Origin of the sequence: Rhizobium sp. 10PS4, from assembly GCF_032464805.1 — a bacterium.
Lineage (GTDB): Bacteria > Pseudomonadota > Alphaproteobacteria > Rhizobiales > Rhizobiaceae > Rhizobium > Rhizobium laguerreae.
Window position 1 is genome coordinate 307,408 of the sequence record NZ_JAWDIW010000004.1, and the last position, 15,357, is coordinate 322,764.

The 15,357-nt window shown below is 61.7% G+C and carries 14 protein-coding genes; 2 read left to right on the plus strand and 12 right to left on the minus strand.

The window, feature by feature from the left end:
- Positions 1-120: 120 nt before the first annotated feature.
- The 9 genes from tatC to RWJ89_RS09655 form a co-directional block, all read right to left on the minus strand.
- A complete protein-coding gene (gene tatC, locus RWJ89_RS09615) occupies positions 121-948 on the minus strand; it encodes a twin-arginine translocase subunit TatC (RefSeq protein ID WP_077981169.1) in 828 nt (275 codons plus the stop codon).
- On the minus strand, positions 945-1,556 hold the full coding sequence (tatB, locus tag RWJ89_RS09620; protein ID WP_131663882.1) for a Sec-independent protein translocase protein TatB: 612 nt from the start codon (positions 1,554-1,556) through the stop codon (positions 945-947). The genes tatC and tatB overlap by 4 nt, the downstream gene beginning before the upstream one ends.
- 51 nt (positions 1,557-1,607) lie before the next feature.
- Complete coding sequence (locus RWJ89_RS09625; protein ID WP_017960199.1) at positions 1,608-1,799, minus strand: twin-arginine translocase TatA/TatE family subunit; 192 nt, start codon at positions 1,797-1,799, stop codon at positions 1,608-1,610.
- A gap of 183 nt (positions 1,800-1,982) precedes the next feature.
- Positions 1,983-2,699 (minus strand): SMC-Scp complex subunit ScpB, encoded by a 717-nt coding sequence (scpB, locus tag RWJ89_RS09630; RefSeq protein ID WP_065279724.1) that lies wholly within the window; start codon positions 2,697-2,699, stop codon positions 1,983-1,985.
- On the minus strand, positions 2,696-3,553 hold the full coding sequence (locus tag RWJ89_RS09635) for a segregation and condensation protein A (protein ID WP_077981171.1): 858 nt from the start codon (positions 3,551-3,553) through the stop codon (positions 2,696-2,698). The genes scpB and RWJ89_RS09635 overlap by 4 nt, the downstream gene beginning before the upstream one ends.
- A gap of 18 nt (positions 3,554-3,571) precedes the next feature.
- On the minus strand, positions 3,572-4,585 hold the full coding sequence (gene nagZ / locus RWJ89_RS09640; protein WP_077981172.1) for a beta-N-acetylhexosaminidase: 1,014 nt from the start codon (positions 4,583-4,585) through the stop codon (positions 3,572-3,574).
- A 108-nt stretch (positions 4,586-4,693) separates the two neighbouring features.
- The gene (locus tag RWJ89_RS09645) at positions 4,694-7,930 is read right to left on the minus strand and encodes an SPOR domain-containing protein (RefSeq protein WP_316030873.1); all 3,237 of its coding nucleotides are present in this window, start codon (positions 7,928-7,930) and stop codon (positions 4,694-4,696) included.
- A gap of 62 nt (positions 7,931-7,992) precedes the next feature.
- Positions 7,993-9,750 carry an arginine--tRNA ligase gene (argS, locus tag RWJ89_RS09650; protein ID WP_131663880.1) on the minus strand — a complete coding sequence of 586 codons (1,758 nt, stop codon included), beginning with the start codon at positions 9,748-9,750 and terminating at the stop codon, positions 7,993-7,995.
- A 65-nt stretch (positions 9,751-9,815) separates the two neighbouring features.
- On the minus strand, positions 9,816-11,033 hold the full coding sequence (locus tag RWJ89_RS09655; RefSeq protein ID WP_131663879.1) for a deoxyguanosinetriphosphate triphosphohydrolase: 1,218 nt from the start codon (positions 11,031-11,033) through the stop codon (positions 9,816-9,818).
- Positions 11,034-11,255: 222 nt separating this feature from the next.
- Here RWJ89_RS09655 and erpA point away from each other — a divergent pair, with 222 nt between their 5' ends.
- Positions 11,256-11,588 (plus strand): iron-sulfur cluster insertion protein ErpA, encoded by a 333-nt coding sequence (gene erpA / locus RWJ89_RS09660; RefSeq protein WP_017960192.1) that lies wholly within the window; start codon positions 11,256-11,258, stop codon positions 11,586-11,588.
- 122 nt (positions 11,589-11,710) lie between these two features.
- Positions 11,711-12,502, plus strand: a complete 792-nt coding sequence (gene xth, locus RWJ89_RS09665) for an exodeoxyribonuclease III (RefSeq protein ID WP_020049685.1) — start codon at positions 11,711-11,713, stop codon at positions 12,500-12,502.
- 16 nt (positions 12,503-12,518) lie between these two features.
- Here the strand turns inward: xth and exoR are convergent, their stop codons facing one another.
- From exoR to RWJ89_RS09680, 3 genes are all read right to left on the minus strand, one after another.
- On the minus strand, positions 12,519-13,316 hold the full coding sequence (exoR, locus tag RWJ89_RS09670) for an exopolysaccharide production regulator ExoR (protein WP_131663877.1): 798 nt from the start codon (positions 13,314-13,316) through the stop codon (positions 12,519-12,521).
- A gap of 19 nt (positions 13,317-13,335) precedes the next feature.
- Positions 13,336-13,806, minus strand: coding sequence for a hypothetical protein (locus tag RWJ89_RS09675; RefSeq protein WP_131663876.1), 471 nt, complete (start codon positions 13,804-13,806; stop codon positions 13,336-13,338).
- A gap of 227 nt (positions 13,807-14,033) precedes the next feature.
- Positions 14,034-15,308 carry an OmpP1/FadL family transporter gene (locus RWJ89_RS09680; protein ID WP_168281748.1) on the minus strand — a complete coding sequence of 425 codons (1,275 nt, stop codon included), beginning with the start codon at positions 15,306-15,308 and terminating at the stop codon, positions 14,034-14,036.
- Positions 15,309-15,357: the final 49 nt, after the last annotated feature.

A 15,357-nucleotide genomic window follows, 5' to 3' on the forward strand; every position in this document is an offset into this window, starting at 1 on the left:
CTTTTCAGACGCGCAAAGGACACCGCAACACTTTGAATTGCTGCCTAAATCCTTAAACCGATTCCGATTTAAGGAATACGCAGTCGACGGCGTTCATGAAGGGATTTCCGGGATCGCCGCTCAGACGCTGTCCGTCTTGGCAACGTCTGCGGATCCGGTTTCCTTTTCGACCGCCCGCCGGGCACGCTGGCGCTCCACGAGTCGCGCCGCATAGATGGAAATCTCGTAGAGAAGGATCGTCGGTATCGCAAGGCCGATCTGGGACATCGGGTCCGGCGGCGTCAGCACGGCGGCGACGACAAAGGCGAGGACGATGGCAAACTTGCGCTTTTCGGCGAGCCATTGCGACGTCAGAAGACCGACACGGGCGAGCAGCGTGGTGATGACCGGCAGCTGGAAGACGAGGCCGAAGGAGAAGACCAGCGTCATAATCAGGCTCAGATATTCCGAGACCTTCGGCATCAGCGAGATCGCTATCTCGTCATGACCCGGCGCCTGCTGCATCGACAGGAAGAACCACATGACCATCGGCGTGAAGAAGAAATAGACGAGCGCACCGCCCATCAGGAACAGAACCGGAGAGGCGACTAGGAACGGCAGGAAAGCCTGACGCTCGTTCTTGTAGAGGCCGGGCGCCACGAACTTGTAGACCTGGGCAGCGATGATCGGGAAAGCGACCACAAGGCCGCCGAACATCGCCACCTTGACCTGGGTGAAGAAGAATTCCTGCGGCGCGGTGTAGATGAGCTGGGCCTTCTCGACGTCGAGATTAGCCCACTGGACCGCTGTCTTGTATGGGATGACCAGATAATTGAAGAGATCCTTGGCGAAAAAGAAGCATGCGATGAAGGCGACGAAAAATGCGCCGATCGACCACATCAGCCGCGTGCGCAGCTCCATCAGGTGCTCGATCAACGGCTGCGGCTTGTCTTCGATATCACCGCTCATGCCTCGTCCTTCTTTGTCTGCGCAGGCTTCTTCGGCGTTGGAGGCTTCCTGACTGCCGTCATGCGTTTCGGCTTTTCCATAGGCACGGCAACGGCGGCCGCAGCATCGACCTGGTCGGCAGGCTTGACGCGCGGCTTGCGCACGGCCTTCGGCTTCGCGACAACCGTATCAGCTTGCACAATCGCTGCGGCGACGGGTTCCGACGGCGCAGGTGTCGCTACCAATGGCGGCGTTTCTGGCAAGCTCATCGAAGGCGTCGGGGCTGCGACGGCATCGGGCGGCACCTCGGTCTTGTTTTCCGTGACCGTGGTCGCCTTCTGCAGGTCGGCCTTGATCTCGTTGCCCATCTGCCGAAGCGGATTCATCGCCTCGCGCAGACTGTTGACCGGGTTGAGCTTCTGGGCGTCGCTGATCGTCTGGCGGACATCGTCAAGCTCGGCTTCGCGCAACGCTTCATCGAACTGCGCACGGAAATCACCCGCCACCTTGCGGGCGCGCTGCGTCATCTTGCCGAAAGCGCGCAGCATCGGCGGCAAATCCTTGGGACCGACGACCACGATCAGTACGACCGCGATGACCAAAAGCTCGGTCCAGCCAATATCGAACATGCAAGGCTCCTGGACGGGAAGCGCGGGGGCTGCGCTTTTTCCCGGACTTGGTTACTTCGTTTCGTCGGCCTTGTGATCGACGGTCTTTGCCGTGTCCGGCGCGTCTTCGTCCGTCATGCCCTTCTTGAAGCTCTTGATGCCCTTGGCAACGTCGCCCATCAGTTCCGGGATCTTACCGCGACCGAACAACAACAGCACGATGACCAGAACGATCAACCAGTGCCACATGCTAAAACCACCCATTACGCTAACTCCCTGTTTCTATGTTCTCACGATGTAAGGATTTCCGACACCGTTTCCAACATCAAGCCCTTTGGATTGAGCTTAATGTCACGGTATCGCCCTTTGTGACAAGCCGTTGACCCATCGAAAAGTGGTGGCCGCCATTGTTTTCGCCATGCATGGCGAAAGCAAGACGCAGACCCCTCAATCTTCAGGGGTGCCGCGCGGTGCCAGCAACCCCAATTCCTCGAGGTCCATCTGGGTGATCGGGTCTTCGTCCTCGGTCAGTTCGTCGTTCATCAACGGCGAGGGAATGTTGAAGTTCGCCGGAATGCGGCCCGACAGCAAGCCCGCTCCCTTCAACTCTTCGAGACCGGGCAGGTCACGCAGCTCTTCGAGCCCGAAATGGTCGAGGAAATCGCGCGTCGTGCCCAATGTCACCGGCCTGCCCGGTGTGCGCCGGCGGCCACGGAACCGCACCCAGCCAGCTTCCATCAGCACGTCAAGCGTGCCGCGCGAGGTCTGGACGCCGCGGATATCCTCGATTTCGGCACGCGTCACCGGCTGGTGATAGGCGATGATCGCGAGCACTTCCAGTGCGGCGCGCGAAAGCTTCTTCACCTCATTGTCATCACGGCGGATGACGAAGGACAGGTCGGCGGCGGTGCGGAAGGCCCAGGCGCCTTCGACCTGCACGAGATTGACGCCGCGCGGCGCATATTGCTCCTTCAGGCGCAGCATGATCGCGTGCACGTCGGTCTTCTCAGGCAGGCGCTCGGCGAGGAAGCCTTCGGAGACCGGTTGCGAGGAGGCGAAGACCAGCGCCTCGGCAATGCGCTCGGCCTCGATCTCGGCCTGCAGGTCGCGGCCCCTGTCTTCGAAATCGCCTTCGAAATCCTCTTCGCCCTTCAGATCGATCAAGCCGGCCGCTCCTGTTCGACCACCTGCAGCGTGGCATGTTTCGGACCGCGGCGCATGTATATCGGCTGAAAGGCGCCGTCCTGGCGGATTTCGAGCTTGCCCTCGCGCACCAGCTCCAGCGAGGCGGCAAAGGCGCTGGCGATTGCCGTGACGCGCTCTTCGGGCGCTGCGAGATACCGCAGCAGATAATGTTCCATCGCCGTCCAGTCGGCGACCTCACCGATCATCTTGGTCAGCAGTTCGCGGGCATCGGTCAGCGACCAGACGGTGCGCCGCTCGATCGTCACCTGGGTGACGGCATGGCGCTGGCGCAGCGCCGCATAGGCGGTCAGGAGATCATAAAGGCTCGCCGCATAAGCGGATTGCTGCCGGTCGGGAATATGCTCGGGCGCGCCGCGCACAAAGATATCGCGGCCGAGGCGATTGCGGTTGACGAGGCCGTCTGCCGCCTGGCGCATGGCTTCGAGGCGTTTCAGGCGGAAGGCGAGCGTTGCCGCCAGTTCCTCGCCGGAAGGGCCGTCATCCTTGACCTGCTGGGGAATGAGCAGCTTCGATTTGAGATAGGCAAGCCAGGCCGCCATGACGAGGTAATCCGCGGCAAGCTCAATGCGGATACGCCGGGCGCTTTCGATGAACAACAGATATTGCTCGGCGAGCGCCAGCACCGAAATGCGCGACAGATCGACCTTCTGGTTGCGGGCGAGATAGAGCAACAGGTCGAGCGGGCCTTCGAAGCCGGCGACGTCGATCACCAGCGCCGGCTCGTGGCTGGCGCGCTCGGCACCGTTATCCTGCCACAGCTTGTCCATCGGCGTTGCCGCCTGCGGACGTTCCGTGCCCTTGACCGTGTTCACCTAACTGCTCCCTTACGATCAGACCGTCGCAAACATCGCCTCGAATTCCGCCCTCAATTCCGCTTCATCGGCGGTATCCGGCGCCGCGAAGCCCGCTTCCACCGCTTTTGCGCGGGCAAGCGATATGCCGGCGAGCGGCGGAACATTTGCCACAACCTCCCGCATCTCGTCCATATTGCCATTGCAATGCAGCACGATATCGCATCCGCCTGCAATGATATTCGCTGCACGTTCACCGATCGTGCCGGAAAGAGCGTTCATCGAGCTGTCGTCGGAGAGCAGCAGACCGTTAAAGCCGATGTGCTCGCGGATGATGTCGTCGATCACCTTGCGCGAGGTCGTCGCCGGATTGTCCGGGTCGATCGCGGCGAAAACGACGTGGCAGGTCATGGCCATCAACTCGTCCTTCATCGCGACAAAGGGCGGGAAATCATGGAGCTCCAGCTCATCGCGCGAAACGGCGACGACGGGCAGTTCCAGATGTGAATCCGCAAAGCCGCGACCATGGCCTGGCATATGCTTCATGACAGGCAACAGGCCGCCGGCCCTCAGCCCCTCGGCAGCCGCCCGGCCCATCGCGATGACGGTCTGCGGATCGCCGCCATAGGCGCGGTCGCCGATGACGTTGCTGCTGCCCGCGACCGGCACATCGAGCACCGGCAGGCAATCGACATCGATGCCGAGGCTCGAAAGGTCGAAGGCGTGCAGCCGCGACATCAGCCAGGCGGCGCGCAGGCCGAGTGCGGGATCGCGGCGATAGAGATCGCCGAGCGCCTGACCGGAAGGATAACGCGCCAGAACGGGTGGACGGATGCGCTGGACACGGCCACCCTCCTGGTCGATCAGCACCGGCGCATGCCAGCCGACGCTGTCGCGCAATTCGGCGACGAGATCGGCGATCTGCCGTGCTTCGGAGATGTTGCGCCCGAAGAGGATGAAGCCCCAGGGTCGTTCGCTCCGGTAAAAGGCTTTCTCTTCGGATGTGAGGGCAAGGCCGCTACAGCCAAGGATCATCGCTTTTGATTCGGTCATGCAAGAATCATAGACGGCGCCCGGCCAAATGCGAGCAAGGTCGGGCTCGATGCACAAAAAAGAGCGGCGGGCCGATCCGGCCCGCCGCTCTTATATTCAGACGCGATCCTACCTGGAGATCAGGCAGCTTCCACCCGCCGCGCGATACTGTTCGCAGAGTGCTGCGGCCTCATCCTTGGAACCGGCCGGAATGCGGACACGGTAGAAAGTACCCTTGCCGGCGATATCGGCCCTGCGGATCTCATGACTGCGGCCGCCAAGCACGCTGGCGAATTTCTTCGACAGGTTGGCATAGGATTTGGTCGCCTCGTCTTCCGAAGGCAGGGAGGCGATCTGGATGCCGTAGCCGCCGGCGGATGCGGCCTGCTGCGGCTTTGCGGCGACTGGTGCTGCGGCCGCGACCTCCGTCGTCTTCGGTTGCTGGGCGGGCGGGCGGACATTGCCCTTCTCGGTCACTGTGCCGACGACGTTGACGGGCTGGTCGGCCGGACGCGCTGTCGGAATGGGAGCGGTATCGGCAATCCCCGAAGTCTTGACAGGGCGCACCGGCGAAGCGACCGGAGCCGGGTTTGCGGCCTGCGCGTCGGCACTGCCGGCGAGCGGCGGCTGTACCGGCGCGGTTTCGACGGGGGCTGCAGAACGCGCATCGGCGGAAGCAACCTCGGCGCTTGCCGGGAAGCTTGCGGCCGTTCCACCGACGGGAGGTACAGCCGGGGTCGATTGCGCGGACGGGGTCGACGGAGCCGTCAATGCCGGCTGAGCCGGCGTCATCGGCTGGGCAGACGGCGTCGCCTGAGCAGACTGCGTCGCCTGGGCAGACTGTGTCGGCTCGTCGACGGGTGCCGGTTCCTCGCGGGCGACCAACGTACCGTCAGGCTTGACGATCATCGTGCGGACCTTGCGCGGCGAAACGGATGGCGTCTTGTCAGTGTTGGTTGCCGAAGCGTTGTCGACGTTGTCCTGGGTTGGCAGCAGACGCGGATCCTCCGTCTCACCGACCGCAGTCGGCGTGACCTGATCGTCGACGCTGGCGTTCTCGTCGTCCTCGGGCAGCGCTTCCGGTGTCAGCGTGCGCTGGACGACATCGACGGGCGCCTCATCGGAAGAAACGAGCGCCTTCTGCTTCGGCTCTTCGGCAGAACCCGCAACGCGGTCGTAGACCGCCTTATCCTGGTTCGGCACGGTCTTGCCGCCAGGATTTTCCGGAACGACCTTGACAGGCTCCTTGTCGGCGGTGATCACGCGCGGCTCGCCGATTGCTACAATGCCGAGCCCTTCGCCGTTCCAGACGGAGGAATAGACGCCATAACCGACGCCGGCAAAGACCACGAGCACGACGGCCCCGGCAAGCAGTTGGCGCATCGACCGAGCGCGGCTGAAATCAGCGGCCTGGCTTGCCGATTCAATGCGGACCTCGGAGGTCTCGCGGCGCTCGACAGGCTCGCGCACGCTGCGGCGGAAATCTTCCTCCAGCGCCCGTTCGAAATCATCGAGGCCATCGGCGATGGTGGGCTTGACCGGCTTTGCAGCGGCGGCGGCCGTATCCCGGACCGGCGTCGGCGTTTGCCGCGGTTTGGCCGGTTCAAAGAAGCTGGCAATCTCGGCGTCGAGATCGAAATCGAAATCCGCAGATTTCGCGACCGGCGCGGGCTGCTCGACCGGCGGCAGCGCCGGCACGTGCATGTCGTCGACGGCCTCGGGACGATCCTCCGGATCGGAGATCATCGCCGGATCGAATGGCAGATCTTCGGTCGATTCGGAGACAGGCGTCCAGTTGAAAGCCGGAGCCGGAGCTTGAGCTTGAGCCTGCGGCTCGGGAACGAAGGCCGGAGCGGACCGTGCAGGAGCGGCAGCAGCCTGCTCAAAAGCAGGAGGAGCCGGCGGCTCAGGAGCAAAAACCGGAGCGGGCCGAGGAGCGACGGCAGCGGCCTGCTGGGGAGCAGGGGCTGGCGGCTCAGGCTGCGGTGCTGGCTCGGACGGCTCGGAGAAATCGAGATCGGTCAATTCCAGCTCGATGCCGGCAAGATCCAGCTCGAAATCATGGCCGGCGAAGGGGTCGTCGGCTTCCGGTGCCGGCTGCGGCTCCGGCGAATATGCCGCTGCGGCAGGCTGAGGCGTACCGACCTCGGTATGCGGCGCGATCGGTCTTGCGGCTTCGGCCGCATAGACCGGAGCCGGCTCAACCGGGGCAGACCGGACGGGTGCTACGGCGAGCGGTGCGGGCGCGATCACCTCGGACTGAACAGGTGCGGCGGCGGGAGCGGCCGCTGCCTCGATCGATGCGGGCTGTGGCGAGACGGGCGCCGGATTGGCACGTTGCGGCACCGGATAACGCGAGATGTCGGCGAGCAGATCGTCGAGATCGAAAGTGCCGGCGGTGTGCGGAACTTCAGGCACGACCTCGGTCAGCGCAGCATCGGCCTGGATCTCGCCTTCGACGGCGGCGGCGATGAGATCGAAACCGGCCTCGGACCCGAAATCCTCCAGCTCTTCCTCGACTTCGACGAATTCTTCGGCCTCGGCGGTCTCTTCCGGCGCGATCACCTCATCATGGCGATCGAGCTCGGCGGGAAAGCCAAGTGACGGAGAAGCGGATTCGAATTCCTCGGAAGGCTCGACAGCGGCGACAAGCGCCGGCGGTTCGACGACAGGTTGAGGCTCGACCACAGGAAGATCAGCGGATAGCGCTTCAGCAACCGGTGCGGCGACCGTTTCGGCCACAGGCTCCGGCAAAACAACCGGCTCCTCGCGCCTCGGGGCATGGAAATTGGCAAGCGGCAGCCTGATGCTGGCAGCCGACCATTGCGGCGCCTTGGCGGGCTGCGCCAGCGAAGAGACCGGTGCTGCGCCGATCGACAGCTCAAGCTCCTCGATCAGGTCGCGCGCCCCGCCGAAGGCCGATTGCACCGATGCCTCGGGCTCGGGGGAAGACTGCTCCGCCCAGTCGGCGGCAGATGCGTCCTCATTCCCTGCGGCGGGCAAAGCTTCTTCGGCCTCAACAGCGGCGACGGAAACCGAAACCGGCTCAGGAGCCTGCGCATGTTCGGCAGCGGAAGAAGCATCGAGAACGGGCTCGACGTAATCTTCAGGCGTGAGGTCGTCAGAGATCGGCTCGGCGGGCCGGTCGAGCTCTGCAAGCGGACGTGGCGAATCGTAGCGGTCGAACTCGCGCCCAAGCTCGTCCTCGAGATCGAGGGCAGGCTCGCGGCGTGCGGTCTCCGTCACCGTATTCGCTGCAACACGCGGCTCGAAGCCGACGATACGGGCCAGTTCAGCCAACGGATCATCGTCGGCAAACAGATCGCCTTTTCCGCGCGTATCATACGCAAGTTGTTTATCAGCCATGCCTATTCCCACTCGCAAACGCCAACGCTCAAATGCCAGCGCATTGTGGGGAAATGGTGACGTTATCGCATTTCGTCCGGTGCGGCAGTGCCTGTAATGGCAAGTCCCGACTTCAAAACCGACGCGACGGCGTACACCAGCCCAAGTCTGGCAATACTTGATTCTCGGTTTTTATCATTAACAAATCGTAATTCCGGCTGATCTTTACCTTTGTTCCAGTGCGCGTGGAAGGAACTGGCGAGGTCGTAGAGGTAAAAAGCGATACGATGCGGCTCCTGCGACTGGGCCGCCGCCTCGACGATACGCGGGAATTCAGCGAGCTTGGCGACGAGCTGCAATTCGGCGGGATCGCCAATGCCTGCAACGGTTTTCGCCAGTTTCTCGTGGGAGAGGTCGAGGTCGGGAAAAGCCTCCCTCGCCTGCCGGAAGACCGACATGCAGCGAGCATGCGCATACTGCACATAAAAAACAGGATTATCTTTCGACTGTTCCGTCACTTTGGCGAAATCGAAGTCGAGCGGCTCGGAATTCTTGCGATAAAGCATCATAAACCGGACCGAATCACGGCCGACTTCTTCGACGACGTCCCGAAGCGTGACGAAATCGCCCGAGCGTTTCGACATCTTCACCGGCTCGCCGTTGCGATAGAGCTTGACGAGCTGGCAGAGCAGTACCGTCAGCTTCGCCTTACCATCCGAAACACCGCGTGCAACCGCTTCCAGGCGCTTGACGTAGCCGCCGTGGTCGGCGCCAAGCACATAGATCATCTCGTCGAAACCGCGGTCGAACTTGTTCTTGAAGTAAGCGACGTCGGCGGCGAAATAGGTGTAGGAACCGTCCGACTTGATCAGCGGTCGGTCGATATCGTCGCCCACCTCGGTCGAACGGAACAATGTCTGTTCGCGATCTTCCCAGTCCTCGGGAAGCTGGCCCTTCGGCGGCGGCAGCGTGCCCTTGTAGACATAGCCCTTGAAGGTCAGGTCGTTGATCGCCGTGCGGATCGCAGCTGCAACATTGGCATGCAGGGTGCGTTCGGAGAAGAAGACGTCGTGATGGACGTTCAGAGCCGCCAGATCCTCACGGATCATCACCATCATCGCATCGATGGTGCGATCCTTGACGATCGGCATCCATTGGTCTTCCGGCATGTTGTGCAGCCGCACGCCGTAATCGGCGGCAAGCGACTGGCCGACAGGCACGAGATAGTCGCCGGGATAGAGACCCGAGGGGATTTCGCCGATCTTTTCGCCGAGCGCTTCGCGATAGCGCAGGAAGACGGAACGGGCGAGCACGTCAATCTGCGAGCCGGCATCGTTGATGTAATATTCCTTCTCGACGCCGTAACCGGCAAAAGCGAGCAGGTTGGCGAGCGCGTCGCCCACGACGGCGCCCCGGCAATGGCCGACATGCATAGGGCCGGTCGGATTGGCCGAGACATATTCGACATTGACCTTCTTGCCCTCGCCGAGCGTCGAGCGGCCGTAATCGGTGCCGGCGCCGATCATCGAGGCGAGCAACCGCTGCCAATAGCCGACCGCGAGACGGATGTTGATGAAGCCGGGACCCGCGACCGAGACATCGGCGACGTCAGCATCCTCCTTGAGCTTGGCGATGATGACGTCGGCCAGCGCGCGCGGATTGGTCCCGAGCGGTTTTGCCAGCACCATTGCGGCATTGGTCGCGACATCGCCATGGCTCGCGTCACGCGGCGGCTCGACGGTGATGCGGCCGAAATCGAGCTCGGATCGCTTTTCCCTGACCAGATCGATCTGTTCAAGGGCGGTTTTGATCCTGGCTTCGAAGTCGGTAAAAAGGTTCATCGCACTCTTCCATGCATAGGCTGTGCCAAAGGCTCAAATCGGCCCTCAGCGTGGGCGACCGCTGCCTATCGCAAATCCGGAGTGTGGTCAAACAACCGCCTGTGGGCGCTGATGGCATAGGTGTCGGTCATGCCGGCGAGATAATCGCCGACATGACGGGCCTTCGGCGCATCGGACAGGCCGGCGATATGATCGACCCAGTAATGGCTCTGCATCTCCTTGGGATTGGCCATGTAGGCGTCAAAGAGATCGGTGACGATCTGGGCTGCACCGGCACGGATGCGCATGATATCGGGATTGCGGTAGATGCGTTTGAAGAGCATGGCCTTGATCTGCTTGTCGGTCTCGGCCATCCCCTTGGAAAAGGTGGCGATAACCTGGTCGGCAGCGCGGATGTCGGCCGCATTCTCGGGGCGGAGGAGCGACAGGCGCTGCTGTGCCACGCCAATCACGTCTTCGACCATGCGGGTAATCTGGCGGCGCATGATCTCATGGGTGAAACGGCTCGGCTCCAGATGCGGATATCGCGCCCTCACCTCGGCCATCAGCCCGGCAAGAAACGGGATTTCCTCCAGCATGTCGAAAGTCAGGTAGCCGGAGCGCAGGCCGTCGTCGATATCGTGGGTATTATAGGCGATGTCGTCGGCAATCGCCGCGACCTGGGCCTCGAGGCTGGCATAGGTTGCAAGCTCGAGATCGTGCAGCTCGCAATAATCAAGGATCGGCTGCGGAACGGGACCGCGGGTACCGACACCATCAGCCGTCAGAAGTGGGCCATTGTGCTTGACGAGACCTTCGAGGCTTTCCCAGGTCAGGTTGATGCCGTCAAATTCGGCATAACGCCTCTCCAGTTTGGTCACGATGCGCAGCGATTGGGCATTGTGATCGAAGCCGCCATAGGGCAGCAGCACCTCGTGCAGCGCGTCCTCGCCGGTATGACCGAACGGCGTATGGCCGAAATCGTGCACGAGCGCCACGCCTTCGGCCAAATCCTCGTCGAGCTTCAGGGCGCGGGCAAGTGCGCGGGCGATCTGGGCCACCTCGATCGTATGCGTCAGCCGGGTGCGGTAATGATCGCCGTCCTGGGCGATAAAGACCTGGGTCTTGTGCTTCAGCCGGCGGAAGGCGGTGGTGTGGACGATGCGGTCGCGGTCGCGCTGGAAATCGGAGCGCGTCGGGCTTCCATCCTCCTGATAGAGCCGCCCGCGCGTCGTCCAGGGGTCGGCCGCATAGACCGCCCTCTCACTGCTGCCGAAACCCAAAGCACGCGTATCGATCTTCATTCTTCACCGTCATCCCGCATGTTGCCGCATCTGCCCATTGACGCCGCCTAACGCTCTTCATACCTATAGCCCGATGAAACGGCAAAGAGGCGCTTTCTTAATCGCTTCGGCGCATCATCGCCTTTTCGCGAATATCATGGTAAGTTTCTTTGATATCAGGCATTTGAACATTCAAGTGCCAAAACCCATTCTCTCCGGATCTTGACCCCGGCAGGAGGAAACATGACGGATACGAGTGTAACCCTTTCAGATGCGGCGGCAAAGCGTATCGCTGCGATCGTCGGCGCCGAAGCCGGCAAGAGCGCCTTGCGCGTTTCCGTCGAAGGCGGCGGCTGTTCGGGCTTTTCCTACAAATTCGATCTTGCCGACAGCGCCGCCGACGACGACATCATCGTCGAAAAGAACGATGCCAAGGTACTGATCGACAGCCTTTCGCTGGTTTATATGGCGGGCTCGGAGATCGACTTCGTCGACAATCTGCTTGGCCAATCCTTCCAGATCAAGAACCCGAACGCGGTGGCAAGCTGCGGCTGCGGCACCAGTTTCTCGATCTGAGCGTCTAAACGCACATACGTCCCATCAAACCGGCCGAAGAATTGCTTCCGGCCGGTTTATCGTCTTGTCCGGGGATGAAAGACCGCGATAAAAGAAGCGCACGCAGCGAACAGGGCGAAGAGATGAAGATCGCGACTTGGAACATTAACGGCGTCAAGGCGCGCATCGACAATCTCACGCAATGGCTGAAGGATTCCGATCCGGATATCGTCTGCCTGCAGGAGATCAAGACGGTCGACGAGGGTTTTCCGCGGCTGGAGATCGAGGCGCTCGGCTATCACGTCGAGACGCACGGCCAGAAGGGCTTCAACGGCGTCGCGATCCTCTCCAAGAGTTCACCTTTCGAAGTGAACCGCGGCCTGCCCGGCGATCCCCTGGACGAACAGGCGCGTTTCCTCGAAGCGGCGTTCACGCTGTCCGACACGCGCATCCTGCGCGTCTGCTGCATCTACCTGCCGAACGGCAATCCCGTCGAAACGGAGAAATATCCCTACAAGCTCGCCTGGATGGAGCGCCTACGGACGTTCGCCGCCGAACGGCTGGCCTATGAGGAAATGCTGGTCCTTGCCGGCGATTACAACGTCATCCCGGAACCGCACGACTGCTTCGACCCCAAGGTCTGGGAAAACGACGCGCTGTTTCTGCCGCAGACGCGGGAGGCTTTCCGCCGGCTTGAAAATCTCGGGCTGACGGATGCGGTGCGCGCCACGACGGACGCGACGCAGTTCTATTCCTTCTGGGATTATCAGGCCGGCGCCTGGCCGAAGAACAACGGCATCCGCATCGACCATCTGCTGCTGTCGCCGGAAGCTGCCGACCGGATGACGTCGGCTGCGATCGAAAAACATGTGCGGGCTTGGGAAAAACCGTCCGACCACGTGCCTGTCATCGCCTATTTCGATTTCGCGGGCTGAGGCCTTCCGCCCAGCCTCAGTCGTCGGAACCGCTCGCGATCGTGTGCGACAGCGATACCGCTGTGCGGCGGTCGGACTCGTTTGCAACCGAGAAGGCCTGCTCCTGCAGCGCTTCCATCCAGCCGCAGTCCTTGGGCTTGCAGCGGTCGAGTGCTGCCGTCATCAGCGCCAGACCACGGGCCGTCTGGCCCTCATCGAAAAGAATATTGCCGAAGACCGCCATGGCGCCAGGATGGCCGCTCTTGCGGGCCTGGTTCAGCCATTTCTTCGCCTGCTGCGGGCTGGACTTGCCGCCCTCGCCGGCCAGCATCATCTGAGCCAGCTGGAACTGCGCCTCGGGCACGCCAAAGGTGGAGGCCACCTGAAAATAGAGCTGGCGCGCCTGGCTGAGGTCGGTCCTGACCGGACTGCCGGCGATGCCGTGCTTGTAATAGTTGGCGAGGGAGAGCAGCGCGTTGACGAAGAAGCCGGTATCTTCCGAGCCGGGTTCGACGCCCTGCTGGGCGATCTCGCTGTAGATCTTGAAGGCTTCGAAATCGTCCTGCGTGACACCGTCGCCATCGGCATACATGTTGGCGAGCGCCCAGCGCGAGCCGGTGTGTCCCTTTTCGGCGGCGTATTTATAGGCTTCGACCGCCTCTTCCTTCTGGCCGTTCTTATAGGCCTTGAAGCCGAACTTGAAGAGATCGAAGGGTCCGGATTCCTTGCTGACGCCACCTTTGATGTCGAATGCGCGGCACGGACCGGACAGCGCCAGCGCTATAGACATGCCCACCAGCATGAATTTGAACAGTTTGAACTCGGACGTCACCATTTCAACCGATTTCTTTCGCTCATCCCAGGCAGGCGGCAACGGCGCTCATGCCGTGCATCCCGCGGATGTATTTCTTCGAGGCGAGCGATCCCGCGGCGAGCTCCATGGCTCCTTTACCCGCGTCGCATTCAGCCCACTGGCCTTTTCTCAAAGGCGATATTCTCAGCCCATCCTTCAGAACCACCCGGCTCCCGGCATGGCTCGACTGCAATCTCTGTGGCACTCTTCCGGCAGGTGCGGCATCCGCCTTCCCGCCTTTATCGCATTCGTAAACGGCAAATGTGACGAAAGCGGTATCGACATTTCCGGCAAAGCCGGGCTGCTCAGCTGAGCGGGTCGAAAATAACCACAATGCATGAACCGACGACCTCATCGCGAGGTCGGATCGGCGACCGGAACAGCCTTGTTCGGAAAGCGAAACGACCGCAATCAAACGATTGTCGCCAATCGCGCCGTACGATCTGATGTACCCGGAAAAAAATCGACCCATACTACTATTTACACGCACCGTATGCCTGCCGTCACCTCGCCCGCAAATATCGCTGCGCCCTCTTTGTGGCGGGAAATGGACAAATTCGCCCTACCGCCACCATAAGCCAAACGTCGTAAAAATGTGTTGCTGAATCGTCACAAATTGGAACGTCGATTTGTCTTGCGACGCCCAAAGAAAAACCCGGCAACCTGCCGGGCTCTAAGACTTCTACTTGGGCTGCAAGATCAGAACTTGACCTTTACGCTGGTGGAAAGAGCCGCCACCAGATCGTCGTCGAAGGAATAGGAGACGTCGTTGCCGTAGGTCCGGCCATTATAGACGTAGGTGCCGGATTCCCCGCCGGTCATGATGCCGAGCGCTCCGGCCAGACGCCACTCGACATTCTCCACCGGCGTATAGGAGACACCCGCGCCGAGCGTCCATGTGTCGGTCTGGGCGCCGTAGCCCTGGCTCGTACCTCGATCCCAGGTCAGGCTGAGGGCGCCGGCCCATTGTTCGTTGAACTTGTGGCCAACGCCGCCGCTGATCGTCCAACCGTCGCGGTAGAAGAGATCGAGCGACGTGACTTGGTTGTTGGCGGTGCAGGCGACGGTGCCCCTGGTGGCCTTCGCGCAGAAGGCGATCGACTGCAGCACGCTCCAGTTCGTCCACTTGACCGAACCGAAGGCAAGCCAGTCGGGCGCAATGCCGCTCTGCAGCTTGAGCTCGACGGAATCGGGCGCCTCAGCCGAGCCGTAGACCGGCGTCACGACGCCGAGATAGGGATTGCCGGGACTGACGACCGTCGGCACCTCGGTCAGGTCAACCGTGCCGCTGAGGTCGTCGTACTTGACCTTGCTGTTGTAGACTAGGCTGGCGCGGAAGGCATATTCCTCGATCTCGTAGGCGATGCCCGCCCGCCATCCCATGGCCTGATCGGCAAGGTCCAGACGACCGGTGCCGTCATAGACCAACGCGGCCGCCCCTGTGATCGGCGCGACGAGGCGTGTCTTGAAACCATCGACCGTCTGATAGAAGCCGCCGCCGATCAGGCGAAGTTGGCCGGGGCCCATATCGAAACGATAGGAGCAGGTGGCGCCGTAGTTGCGGGTGCTGATCTTGGTTTCGATGTTGTCGTTGACGCCCAGCCAATCAGCACCGGGATTGGTGTGTGCACCAAAGGGTGTCGAAAAATCGCCCATACAGTCGATGGCATCGCCGAAACCGACCTTCACCCCGAGATAGGGGATCCAGTAATCCTCGGTATCATCCGCCGTGGTCGAACCGCCGCCGATGCCGTTGGTGCCGAGACCATCGGTGGGATCAGTGTCCCTGACGTTCTTCAGCTTGCGCTGCGGCATGACATAGGTCGCGCCGGACTGGACGGCAAACCTCGAATTGTCGAAGAGAAGGTCGATATTATATCCGCCGCGCTCCAGACCGCCGGCGAAGGACGGCGATGCAAGCGACGAAAGAAGAACGACCGATGTTATGCCCTTGGAAAACCTACGAGATGCCATTGTGTCTCCCCCACTCCAGCAATTGATGTGACCCCACTCTAGTAAGTGT

Coding starts and splice junctions, on each gene's coding strand:
- tatC (WP_077981169.1), bottom strand. CDS start 948: ATGAGCGGTGATATCGAAGACAAGCCGCAGCCGTTGATCGAGCACCTG.
- tatB (WP_131663882.1), bottom strand. CDS start 1,556: ATGTTCGATATTGGCTGGACCGAGCTTTTGGTCATCGCGGTCGTACTG.
- RWJ89_RS09625 (WP_017960199.1), bottom strand. CDS start 1,799: ATGGGTGGTTTTAGCATGTGGCACTGGTTGATCGTTCTGGTCATCGTG.
- nagZ (WP_077981172.1), bottom strand. CDS start 4,585: ATGACCGAATCAAAAGCGATGATCCTTGGCTGTAGCGGCCTTGCCCTC.
- RWJ89_RS09645 (WP_316030873.1), bottom strand. CDS start 7,930: ATGGCTGATAAACAACTTGCGTATGATACGCGCGGAAAAGGCGATCTG.
- argS (WP_131663880.1), bottom strand. CDS start 9,750: ATGAACCTTTTTACCGACTTCGAAGCCAGGATCAAAACCGCCCTTGAA.
- RWJ89_RS09655 (WP_131663879.1), bottom strand. CDS start 11,033: ATGAAGATCGATACGCGTGCTTTGGGTTTCGGCAGCAGTGAGAGGGCG.
- erpA (WP_017960192.1), top strand. CDS start 11,256: ATGACGGATACGAGTGTAACCCTTTCAGATGCGGCGGCAAAGCGTATC.
- xth (WP_020049685.1), top strand. CDS start 11,711: ATGAAGATCGCGACTTGGAACATTAACGGCGTCAAGGCGCGCATCGAC.
- exoR (WP_131663877.1), bottom strand. CDS start 13,316: ATGGTGACGTCCGAGTTCAAACTGTTCAAATTCATGCTGGTGGGCATG.
- RWJ89_RS09675 (WP_131663876.1), bottom strand. CDS start 13,806: ATGGGTCGATTTTTTTCCGGGTACATCAGATCGTACGGCGCGATTGGC.
- RWJ89_RS09680 (WP_168281748.1), bottom strand. CDS start 15,308: ATGGCATCTCGTAGGTTTTCCAAGGGCATAACATCGGTCGTTCTTCTT.